General features: G+C 38.7%; 11 protein-coding genes and 1 pseudogene. All 12 read right to left on the bottom strand.

Annotated features, from left to right (window positions below; all coding sequences use genetic code 11):
* Window positions 1-948, bottom strand: a pseudogene (locus tag HMPREF2887_RS02655) (recombinase family protein); the annotation flags it as partial.
* A 55-nt stretch (window positions 949-1,003) separates the two neighbouring features.
* A complete protein-coding gene (locus HMPREF2887_RS10630; protein WP_315940896.1) occupies window positions 1,004-1,132 on the bottom strand; it encodes an SHOCT domain-containing protein in 129 nt (42 codons plus the stop codon).
* A gap of 276 nt (window positions 1,133-1,408) precedes the next feature.
* Complete coding sequence (locus tag HMPREF2887_RS02650) at window positions 1,409-1,630, bottom strand: helix-turn-helix domain-containing protein (RefSeq protein ID WP_049512077.1); 222 nt, start codon at window positions 1,628-1,630, stop codon at window positions 1,409-1,411.
* Between the two features lie 224 nt (window positions 1,631-1,854).
* A complete protein-coding gene (locus tag HMPREF2887_RS02645) occupies window positions 1,855-2,748 on the bottom strand; it encodes an aldose 1-epimerase family protein (protein WP_049512074.1) in 894 nt (297 codons plus the stop codon).
* Window positions 2,749-2,844: 96 nt separating this feature from the next.
* A complete protein-coding gene (lacG, locus tag HMPREF2887_RS02640) occupies window positions 2,845-4,251 on the bottom strand; it encodes a 6-phospho-beta-galactosidase (protein WP_049512071.1) in 1,407 nt (468 codons plus the stop codon).
* Window positions 4,252-4,337: 86 nt separating this feature from the next.
* Window positions 4,338-6,044 carry a lactose-specific PTS transporter subunit EIIC gene (locus HMPREF2887_RS02635; RefSeq protein ID WP_049512068.1) on the bottom strand — a complete coding sequence of 569 codons (1,707 nt, stop codon included), beginning with the start codon at window positions 6,042-6,044 and terminating at the stop codon, window positions 4,338-4,340.
* The gene (locus HMPREF2887_RS02630) at window positions 6,044-6,361 is read right to left on the bottom strand and encodes a PTS lactose/cellobiose transporter subunit IIA (protein WP_002894735.1); all 318 of its coding nucleotides are present in this window, start codon (window positions 6,359-6,361) and stop codon (window positions 6,044-6,046) included. The genes HMPREF2887_RS02635 and HMPREF2887_RS02630 overlap by 1 nt, the downstream gene beginning before the upstream one ends.
* Before the next feature lie 20 nt (window positions 6,362-6,381).
* Entirely contained in the window at window positions 6,382-7,215 is an 834-nt protein-coding gene (locus tag HMPREF2887_RS02625; RefSeq protein WP_049512063.1) for a PRD domain-containing protein, read from the bottom strand.
* A gap of 391 nt (window positions 7,216-7,606) precedes the next feature.
* Window positions 7,607-8,587, bottom strand: a complete 981-nt coding sequence (lacD, locus tag HMPREF2887_RS02620) for a tagatose-bisphosphate aldolase (RefSeq protein WP_049512060.1) — start codon at window positions 8,585-8,587, stop codon at window positions 7,607-7,609.
* A 3-nt stretch (window positions 8,588-8,590) separates the two neighbouring features.
* Window positions 8,591-9,520: a tagatose-6-phosphate kinase gene (locus HMPREF2887_RS02615; protein ID WP_057489707.1), complete on the bottom strand. Its 930-nt coding sequence runs from the start codon at window positions 9,518-9,520 to the stop codon at window positions 8,591-8,593.
* Between the two features lie 12 nt (window positions 9,521-9,532).
* Window positions 9,533-10,048 carry a galactose-6-phosphate isomerase subunit LacB gene (lacB, locus tag HMPREF2887_RS02610; RefSeq protein WP_049512057.1) on the bottom strand — a complete coding sequence of 172 codons (516 nt, stop codon included), beginning with the start codon at window positions 10,046-10,048 and terminating at the stop codon, window positions 9,533-9,535.
* A gap of 18 nt (window positions 10,049-10,066) precedes the next feature.
* Window positions 10,067-10,492 carry a galactose-6-phosphate isomerase subunit LacA gene (gene lacA / locus HMPREF2887_RS02605; RefSeq protein ID WP_049512055.1) on the bottom strand — a complete coding sequence of 142 codons (426 nt, stop codon included), beginning with the start codon at window positions 10,490-10,492 and terminating at the stop codon, window positions 10,067-10,069.
* Between the last annotated feature and the right edge of the window lie 113 nt (window positions 10,493-10,605).

The raw sequence follows: 10,605 nt of genomic DNA, 5'->3' as shown, positions 1-10,605 counted from the left end.
AAAAAGTGTGTCCATTTACTTGACTATGTTGCAATCTAATTTCCTGAGCTTTTTCAAAATCTTCTTTAGATATTATTGCTTCATGATTATCTTTGATATAGTACTTATCTTCTTCTCCCAAATTACTCAACCGTCTCTTGCTTATTGGATCAACTGTAAAAGTTTTTCCCATAAGAATATCACCCTTATATTTTTCATTCTTTATGATTCCTAAGACTGTTGTATCATTCCAATGATCTAATCCTCTTGGAGATTTGTAACCTAGTTCATCAAGTTCCCTTGCTATGACTTTCCCTCCAATACCTTCTAAGTATCTTTCAAAAATATAACGAACTATTATTGCTTCTTCTTTATTTATAGAAAGTTTCTTAGTTTCTATATCATAGTCATAGCCTAAGCACCCTTGAAAACCAATCAATTCACCACGTTGCATCTTCATTTTCAATCCCTTTTTCACATGGGCAGAAGTATTCTCTACTTCTTGCTGTGCAACGGAGCTCAGAATAGTCAGAAGCAGTTCTCCATCCATTGTGAGGGTATCTATATTTTCTTCTTCAAAATATACTCCAATTTGCATATCCTTTAACATTCTGACATACTTCAAAGTATCTAAGGTATTTCTTGCAAATCTAGCAATTGCTTTAGTGACAATATAATCGATTTCTCCATTCATACAATCAGTTATTAAACGTTGAAAATCTTGTCTCTTTCCTGCTTGTGTTCCTGAAATTCCTTCATCTGCATAAATATCTGCAAGTTCCCAATCTGAACGCTGAGAGATATAATCTTTGTAATGTCTTACTTGAGATTCATAACTGTTTTTTGATCCTCACTATCAGAACTCACTCGACAATACGCAGCAACCCTTTTTAAATGTCTTTCTACATTGATACCTCTTCGTCTAACTAAAGAATCAGCCTTTATTATTTCAACATTATTTTTTTTCATAACTGAAATTACTCCTTTTTGATTCTATATTACCGCGTTCAAACAAAAAGGTCAGCTATTTTGTGTACTTAATACGCAGTTTGTTTTTTATCTTTTCATACTCATTTTTCGATAGCATATTTTTTGAGTATAAAAAGTTAATCATTGATAATTGCATACCATATTTTACTGCTGATTGATTCAAACTCTCCCCTCCTCGTAAATTGTACTATATAAAATCCTCCGTGGGTATGATTGGTTAGATCACTCATGGGCATTTCACCCGCTGTCCTTTTACGCTGGCAGCCTGAACGTTCAGAAGTATCATTGTCCTTATTTGTAATCTTGGCATATAGAGGACCACTCTATTTTATAGCTGACAATTACCGCTCATATCCCAGCGTATCATACTAAGCTGCTCAACAAATAAGAAAGTCCCACCTCGGTTTATTCAATTGTCAAAGAACAAATCAAGGAGAGACTATTTTTTAAAATTGATTTTATGAGGATGATCAGTTAGTCCTAAAATATAATCTGTACTAACGTTATAGAGTTTAGAGAGTTTTATAAGAACATCGGCTGTTAAAACCACCTCCCCTCTCTCAATTTTTGCATAGTTAGTATGAGAAAAGGAAAGCACTTCTGCAACATATCTTTGAGTGAAATCATGATCTTCCCTCAAATCTCTTATACGTTGGTACATCTAGCTTTCTCCTAAGAAAAGTATATGTCACTTTCAGAAAAAAGCTGGGAAATTGTCATGTTATGACAGCAAAATTTATATCATCCTTATCTGAATGCCAGTTGAGGTTTCTAATGCTGTTAGCTATCAAAAAATGGTATAATATTTTTCCTTTTCTCATAAGACAGATGCATGTTTTTTGAAACTAGTTTTTAACTTTTCTGGACATATTGATCTTCTTGTGATTACAAAATTGTAATATCGAATGATTTAATACTTGTTTCTCCTGGTTCCACAAATGTCACTTGTCGTTTCTCTTCAAAAATATCACTTTCTTCAAGTGAAGTAGATAAACCACTCCATGGTTCTAAAGCAATAAACGGACTATTATTAGTTGTTGACCAAATAATTAAGTTAGAAAAATCTTTAAAATCCACTCTCAGTCCTTTATTACTTTTCTTAGATTTCAAACTGACACTACGAGACTTAAGTTTGTCAAATGTAATAGCGTCATGAGAAAACAGTGAATGTACTAAATCAATCTTTCTTTCATTCATGAGAAATGGTGTACGATTTTGTAAATCAAGCAACCCTGTCTCTGGGAAACTTTTAGGGATACTACAAGTCTCTTCTTCAGAAAATTCCAAATAATAATCTTCGTAAATATCGCTATCTATTAACGGGCAATTAAAACCTGGATGTCCTCCAATAAAATAGGGTAATATCCTATTATTTTCAGTATTCGTCACTTGATATTGAGTCGTTATCGTTGACTCGTGTAAGCGATAAATAATTTTTAATCCAAAGTTAAAAGGATAATTTTTCAAAGTAACTTCTGTGGATTTAAAAGTAAAAGCTATCGTTTGCTCATCAATCTGTCTAAATAAAAAATTTTCTTTTCTAACTAAACCGTGTCTAGGAATAATCCTTAGAATATCTTTGTTGTCAGAATCAAAACTAACTTTATCGTCACGAACACTTCCACAAATGGGGAATAAAACAGGGGCCTGGCCACTCCAATATTGTGGATTCCCTTGCCAAAGATATTCTATTCCATCTTCATCTTTAATTGATGATAAAGCACCTCCAAACTCCTTAAACTGTACAGTTAATTCATTATTTCTTAATTCAATAACCATTTTTTCCTCCAAAACAAAAGAAAACGAGAATATCAGTTCAAAGACTCACATTCTCGTTTTATATTAGAAATTATAATAAAGAAGTATCTTTAAAACCTACTCAATAATTTGTGTTTTAGCTACTTGTTTATACCAGTGAGCACTCTTCTTTGGATAGCGTTCTTGCGTATCAAAATCCACATAGAAAAGCCCATAACGTTTTTCATAACCATTAGACCAAGAAAAGACATCCATCAGCGACCAAATAAAGTAACCTTTGACATTTGCTCCATCAGCAATAGCATCAGATAAGACTTCTAAGTGTTGTTTAACATAGTCAATCCGTCCATCATCATAGACAGTATTATCTACAAACTCATCCTTGTAGCCCAGACCATTTTCCGTAATGTAGATTTTCTTGTAGTTTGGATAGTCCTTCTTAACCCGCATGATTTGGTCATAGAGTCCTTGCGGATAGATAATCCAATCCCAGTCTGTTCTTGGAACATAGTCTGGAGCAACCCGTCTACCAACACCTTTTATTTGGTATTTAGAACTTCCTTTTTCGCCCTTACCATTGTGAATAATTTCAGTCTCGCCATCAAAAGCTTGCATCCAGTCACTCATATAGTAGTTGATTCCGAGGAAGTCATTGAGGTCTTTAGCCGCTTCGAGTGCTTCAAAATCTTCATCTCGTAAATCCAAAGTACCACCATTGGCAGTCAGAATATGATTGACTCCAGCCATGGTTTTTTCGGAATAATATCCCAGATAAGTCGCATCCAAGATAAATTTGTTATGGATAATGTCTTCCAACTCTGCTGCAACCACATCATCCGGATTTTCCGGATCAAGAGGATACTTGGTAGGGAGTGCATGAACAACTCCGATTTCACCCTTGTAGCCCTTATCCTTATAGAGCTTTACTGCACGAGCGTGAGAGACCATCATATTGTGATGGGATTGGAAGACCTTGGCTAGGTCATATTGGATGCCCGGCGGAAATTTTCCAACGAGATACTGGCCGTCTCCAATCGGCCCAATCTCATTAAAGGTCGTCCAATAGCGAACTTCTGGGAATTCTTCAAAACAGAAAGCTGCATAGTCCACAAAATGTTCGATATTCTCACGATTGAGAAAATCACCATTTGAATGCAAGGCTTCCGGAGTATCAAAGTGATGAAGGGTCACAAATGGTTCCACATGCCGTTTATGACATTCTTCAAAAAGCTTGTGGTAAAACTCCACGCCTTTTAGATTTACTTCGCCATACCCAGTTGGAAATATACGTGACCAAGCAATCGAAATACGGATACCATTTACTCCATATTCCTCAGCTAACGCAAGGTCTACTGGATATTTGTGGTAAAAGTCGCTGGCAGGTTCTGCTGTATACCAGTAGTTATTTTCTAGATATTTGTCCCAAGCAACGGGACCTTTTCCATCTGTATGAGTAGCGCCCTCAGCTTGATAAGCTGCTGTAGCACCACCGAAAACAAAATCTTTTGGGAGTGTTTTTGTCATCTTTTTCTCCTCTTTCAAAAGCATTTGAGATGAAGCAAACTGGACAGGGAATAATAGATTATTTTTACTTCACCTCAAGTAATGGACTAATCTTCAAATTGTTCCTGAACAAATTGAAGAGCACCTTGACCGTCACGGGTCAACTTGATGTATTGCGCACCTTCTGTTTTTGCTAATTTGATGCCTAACTTATCTGTTTCAGCTTTCATATCTTCAAAGTTAGAAGCTACTTGAGGAGCCAGAATAACAAGGTCAAATTCAGGAAGCATTTCACGGTGAGCACCATAACCACCAGCTGCTGCTTTAACAGGGACATTGTACTCGGCTGCCGCTTTATTGAGAGCGTTAGCCAAGAGACCACTGGTCCCACCACCAGCACAAAGAACAAGGACATTTGTTTCTTCTGTAATATTATTTTGAGCTGGAGCTTCTTCTGCAGCACCTGCTTTTTCAAGAATCGCATCTGCTTTAGCTGTATTGAAGTTAGCCGCAACCTTTTCTTTCAGAGCATCGTTTGATTTACCAGAACGTTCTTCTTCCAGAATTTGTTCATCATAAACCTTGACGAATGGGTAGTAGATGATAATATCCACTACAACCAGAAGAGCCGCAAGGACGAATGACAAGAGTTGGAAGTTGGTACCAAGAACAATTCCCAGAGGTCCAGGGGTTACCCATGGAAGGTTAGCTGAGAAGGAGTTCATGTTCAAGGTATCGACAAAGAATTTGAAAATCCAGACATTGGCAATTGGGGCAAAGATGAATGGAATGAAGAAGATTGGATTCAATACGATAGGAGCTCCAAAGAGGATTGGTTCGTTAACTCCAAAGAAGGTAGGAACAACAGAGGCACGTCCGATAGCCCTGTTTCGTTCTGATTTACAGAGCCACATGAAGAGGAATGGAACAATCAAGGTTGCACCAGTACCACCCATGGTAACGATGAACATTTGTGTACCAGAGGTGATGACCTTATCCGCATGTTGACCAGCTTGAATCAAGTGCAGGTTGGCATCGATATTGGCATAAGTAATGGCTGCAATAGCTGGTTCAACGATTGATGGACCATGGATACCCACAAACCAGAAGAAAGCATAAGCACCAAAGATAAGGGTAATTCCGAGATAACCATCAGCTGCAGAGAAGAGAGGAGCCAGAAGCGTACCAATAGATTCTGCAACAGTTACACCAAGAGATGCTTTAACAATCAGTTCAAAGGCATAAAGGATAACCACTGACAAAGTGAATGGAATCAAGTCCTTAAATACTTGGGAAATATTTGGTGGAACTTCTTCTGGCATACGAATGGTGACATTATTTTTCACACAAACCTTGTAGACATTAACCGTTACAAAGGCTGCGATGAAAGCTGTCAAAAGACCTTTGGTTCCCATAAAGGCAGTCAGGAAGCCACCTTCCTTAGCAGGTTCAGCAGCCATCAGGAGGAAGCCGACCATGGAAGCCAGCATCGTAGACAAGAAGTTAATCTGGTTTGTCGCTGGCAGATCACGATTGACAGAGTCTGTCAGAGCCTTAGCGGTTGTTCCGCCTACAAAGAATGCCAGAATCCCCATCGAATAGCTATAAGGAGTCATAAGGAAAGTTTCAATGTCCTTAGACCAGTGGAAGCCCCAAGCATTTGGCACATAGGCAATCAAGATAAAGATAGATGAAAAGAGGATGACTGGCATACCAGCGATAAAGCCATCCCGAATAGCACGGAGATAGATATTCCGAGAAATCTTCTCAAAGAAAGGCTTCCCTTTCTCAATAAGTCCGATGAGTTTGTTCATTATTTTACTCCTCTTTTGTATAGTTCAATCAAATGGTGCATCATGTCTTTTAGCAAGATAGTAGTCATTAGGTGATCCTGGCCGTGCATCATGGTCACACTGTAAGCCAAGTCCTCGCCAGCAGCTTCTTTTGTCAAGAGACTGGTCTGAGCATGATGAGCTTCAGCGATGCAGCCATTGGCTTCTTCCACCAAGGCATCTGCCTTAGCAAAATCTCCCGCTTCTGCAGCCTTTAAGGCTTCCAACAGTTTGGAACGGGCATCGCCTGCATAGGCTACAATTTCAAAACCAAGTAATGTTACTTCTTCTCTGTTCATGACAGAACCTCCTTTTTTAGTTAAAGTAATCGTTGAATATGTAAAACAAGGTAGACTCGCTCACTGTTGTATACATCTACTCCAGTTTGTTGAGCGACAATCTCGTAAATGGTACTTCCAATTTGATAGGCTTCTGGATAAGTCAGCTTTATCTGACTTTCCATTTCAAGGAGTGACACATTATCATCCCGACTCCTATCTAAATAGTCTAAGAAGTAATTAAGGTGAATCATGAAACGGTCATAGAAGTTACTATTATCAGTTGTTCTTCTAATTCCATTTTTCATTAGCTCGGCTTCGACCTCACCTAGAATTTCTTTCCGCTTATCTAGATGGTTCTGTCCTTCTGAATTAGAATCTCCTTCTGCATTAATAAAGTGATAGGCAATTCTATTGATTTCATCGTCTGGAAAGGTATCTAATAAGCGTTCACGATAAATCGCTACAGCTTCTTGAGCGATTTTATAAGGAACTGGATATTTCTCTCTAGCATCTGGAAGAGCGCTGTCCTTGTAGCGTCCCTGTTGTACTGCTTGATAAGAACAGTAGATATGGTCCGTCAAAGTGACATAGATATAATCTTGAACCGGATAGCTGTACTTCCTTGAAAGACTGTCAATCACTTCGTAGGTCACAGTGATGAAATCCAGCGGAACATCTTTGAGAAGACTCACAAAGTTTTCTCTCGATTCCTCCGTTTTCATCCGAAAGACTTTCTCAGCCTTTTCTTTTGGGATAAAATCACCCTTCTTTTTACCAAAAATGATTCCCTTCCCAACAATGACCAACTCTTCCCCCTTTTCATTTCTGACAAGAGCGACATTGTGGTTCATTGGATTTAGAATCCGATACATGGTAACCTCCTTACTTGAATATTCAAGAATTGTGAAAATAAAAAATGACCACAAACACCCTTAGAAAGTTTTTTACCTCTAATTCGTCTGTGATCATGCGTAATCTTAGTTACTAACATTCACCTTTTATTAACTTGTGACTATAGTATATCATAAGGTTAATAATTTGTAAACCCTTTCTTTGAGCTTTTTAAACATTTTTTTCTTTTTTTGGTGATTTTAAACGAAAATCAGTCATTGATAACTCTCCCTAAATGGATACCAATGACTGATCCTATTTTAGGAAATTTCCAGAAGCTCTATTTTATGCAGAAACGCTTACGTTGGATTTTTATTTCCCCCTTCTATTTTAAATCAGAGCTGTTAAAAATTTCATTATAAAATAGCAGAATTAGACTCTTTCTTTCCAAGAAGTGGCTGTTTTTTGTAGAACTTTATTAAGCTCATCAATGTTTTTAAAGCCTGTCGTACGAAGCCATTGACGAGCAGCTTCTTCCCCTTGCTCAATATAGTCTTTGACACTACCTGCCCAAGTGGCACGGCCGCAAAGAACACCATTGAAATTCGCACCAGACTCATGAGCAAAAACAAGTGTTTCTTGGAAGAGTTTAGCGGACACACCGGCGCTCAGATAGATATAAGGCAGCTTGGTTGCTTCATCTTGTTCTTTGAAGAAAGCTGCAGCTTCTTCCTTCGTATGCACCACTTCACCATCGCCAAAGCCTTCTACATATTTCACATTGACTGGTACTTCAACCTTCAAAACATCAATATTGAAACGTGAATCAGAGAAAACTTTCATGGCTTCAATAACTTTGCGAGGCTTCACCTTGGCATACTCGGCACTGGAAGCATCCGCAATGGTTTCATCATAGGCTAAGATTTCAAGGAAGAAAGGAATGTCTTCCGCAACACACTCAGAACCCACACGTTCAATATAAGCTTGTTTTTGCTGGTTCAATTCTTCAGAGCTGTCTACGTCATAGTAAAGCAAGAACTTGACTGCATCTGCCCCTTGTTCTTTGATACGTTTGGCAGACCAGACATCGAGACAGTCCGGTAGACGCTTAGTGCTGGAGGTGTCATAACCTGTTTTTTCATAAGCCAGCAGCAAACCGGCATTTTTGTCCAGGGCTTTTGTAGCCGGAAGGCCATATTCTGGATCCAGCAGCATGGAGGAAGCGTATGGGGTCAGTTCTTCAGCTACCAGAACTTTCAGTTCTTCCATTTGCGCAACTGTTGGTTCTGCCTCTTGGTATTGAGCCATCAATCGTTTCAAGGCTCCACGTTGGTCAAAGGCCAGGGCAGAGATGATACCATTTTCATCAGAAAGTTTTTCCATATATTTACGTTTTTGCTCAGTTAATACCATTGTTTATACCTCTTTTACGTTTATTTGTTCATAAAGACCGTCATAATGATAAACATTGACATGTCCAGTCATCTTTTCTTGAGCATTTAACATGCCAAGAACATTTGCTTTTTTCAATAGAGAGACATCATCTACATGATGACTCAGAGCTGAAGAAATTCCTGCAACAGTCGAGTCCCCAGATCCAACTGGATTGACTACTTCAATTTTAGGGATATCTACCTTGTAGAAAGTATCCCAGTGCTTGGCAAAGGCACCATCTGCACCAAGTGATACGATAATCCATTCGACTCCTTCAAATAAAGGATCAGACAAAACAGATTTGAGTTCGCCAATATCCTTTGAAACTTCTCTACCTAATAATTGGGATAACTCCTCATTATTTGGTTTGATTGCAGTTGGCTTTACATTCGATTTCAAAACGGCTTCCAAGGCAGCACCTGAACAGTCCAGGACGACTTTATTATCAAATTGATTGACAATTTCAATAAGCTGAATATAATACTCAACTGGTAGACCCGCCGGTAAACTACCTGAGATGCTGACTACATCAGCCGATTCCATCAAGTGCTTGAAATGATGCAAGAAGCCATTTGCCTCTGATGCAGAAATTCTTGGCCCAGCTTCCAGGATTTCCGTTTGCTTACCCTCGTGCAGAATGGCGATACAATTCCTGGTATCCCCAGAAATTTCATAAAAAGACTGCTGCACATTCTGATGGAGATTCTGAAGCAAGAATTTTCCATTTGTTCCACCAATTAATCCTGTTGCGGCGACATGATCGCCAATTTCTGCTAGAACCCTTGTTACGTTTAAACCTTTTCCGCCAGCTGTTTTACTGACTTCTGCAACACGATTAACAGTGTCTAGCTTAAACTCTTCCAACGGATAAGAGATATCAATGGAAGGATTCATTGTAACTGTAAGAATCATCTGGTTACCTCACTAATCGTGGTATTCTCCGCGATTCCACTTTTCCAAAAATTCTGTGAAAAAGTTCTCATCAGCTTGATGAGCGTTGTGAGTTTCGACATGCTCAATTTTTGCAATCAACTTTTTGTTTTCTTCCGTTGGTTTATATTCTGCATGAATGAAAGCTTCAATGATATCACACATGAGAAGTTCTCCGGTAATCTTGCCACCAAACCCGATAACATTAGCATTTAATTCTTCTTTAGCGTAGAGAGCTGAAGTCATATCACGGACCAGGGCTGAACGGATTCCCGGAACCTTGTTAACCGCATTATTAATGCCGACCCCTGTACCGCAGATACAGATTCCTAGATCTGCTTTTCTGCTGGCCACTGCTTCTCCGACTTTTTTACCATAGATTGGATAATGAGTCCGTACATGGTCGTATGTTCCGTAGTCTTGAACTTCATAGCCTTTTGATTTCAAAAAATCAACAACAGCCATCTTTTCGTTAGTTACGATATGGTCACATCCAATTGCAATTTTCATTTAAATTCTCCTCTCTCCTTAGCACATCTTGTTGAGCATATCAACACGGATTTGGTGGCGACCTCCGTCATATTTCCCATTGACGAATCCTTTTGCAATATTCTTAGCAAGGCCTTCACCAACAATTTCTGATCCCATCGTAATCATACGAGAGTTGTTGTGGCCGCGAGTCATATAAGCAGAGCGTTCATCTGAAACTTCTGCTGCAACCATACCCTTAATTTTTGTCGCAACCATGAACGGACCTGCTCCGTATGCATCAATGACAATACCAAGATTATCTTCTTGCTCATTCACTTCAGTGGCAACCGCTAGTGTCACATCAATGAAATCCTGGCCTTCCTTTGTCACATCGACTACTTCAAAGCTTTCTCCAACGAGATAATCTTTGACCACATCTTTCAGCTTGCTTCCTGCAGCATCTGCTCCAATAATAATTGTCATGAGCATTCTCCTTTTTGATTTATTTGAACAAATTGTTGTTACCAACCAACACAATCTGTTTTGTATAATCACAATATACTCCTTTCTAAGTTTATTGTCAACACTTTTTGTTT

The sequence above is a fragment of the Streptococcus sp. HMSC071H03 genome, assembly GCF_001813035.1.
In the GTDB taxonomy this organism is placed as follows: domain Bacteria; phylum Bacillota; class Bacilli; order Lactobacillales; family Streptococcaceae; genus Streptococcus; species Streptococcus anginosus.
Note: the sequence above shows the minus strand (reverse complement) of the source record. Positions and strands in the feature narration are given on the sequence as shown.

Excerpts from the sequence above, each read along its gene's own strand:
- HMPREF2887_RS02615 (WP_057489707.1), bottom strand. The coding sequence starts at position 9,520 with ATGATTCTTACAGTTACAATGAATCCTTCCATTGATATCTCTTATCCG.
- lacA (WP_049512055.1), bottom strand. The coding sequence starts at position 10,492 with ATGACAATTATTATTGGAGCAGATGCTGCAGGAAGCAAGCTGAAAGAT.
- lacB (WP_049512057.1), bottom strand. The coding sequence starts at position 10,048 with ATGAAAATTGCAATTGGATGTGACCATATCGTAACTAACGAAAAGATG.
- HMPREF2887_RS02625 (WP_049512063.1), bottom strand. The coding sequence starts at position 7,215 with ATGTATCGGATTCTAAATCCAATGAACCACAATGTCGCTCTTGTCAGA.
- HMPREF2887_RS02635 (WP_049512068.1), bottom strand. The coding sequence starts at position 6,044 with ATGAACAAACTCATCGGACTTATTGAGAAAGGGAAGCCTTTCTTTGAG.
- HMPREF2887_RS02645 (WP_049512074.1), bottom strand. The coding sequence starts at position 2,748 with ATGGTTATTGAATTAAGAAATAATGAATTAACTGTACAGTTTAAGGAG.
- lacD (WP_049512060.1), bottom strand. The coding sequence starts at position 8,587 with ATGGTATTAACTGAGCAAAAACGTAAATATATGGAAAAACTTTCTGAT.
- HMPREF2887_RS02630 (WP_002894735.1), bottom strand. The coding sequence starts at position 6,361 with ATGAACAGAGAAGAAGTAACATTACTTGGTTTTGAAATTGTAGCCTAT.
- HMPREF2887_RS02650 (WP_049512077.1), bottom strand. The coding sequence starts at position 1,630 with ATGTACCAACGTATAAGAGATTTGAGGGAAGATCATGATTTCACTCAA.
- lacG (WP_049512071.1), bottom strand. The coding sequence starts at position 4,251 with ATGACAAAAACACTCCCAAAAGATTTTGTTTTCGGTGGTGCTACAGCA.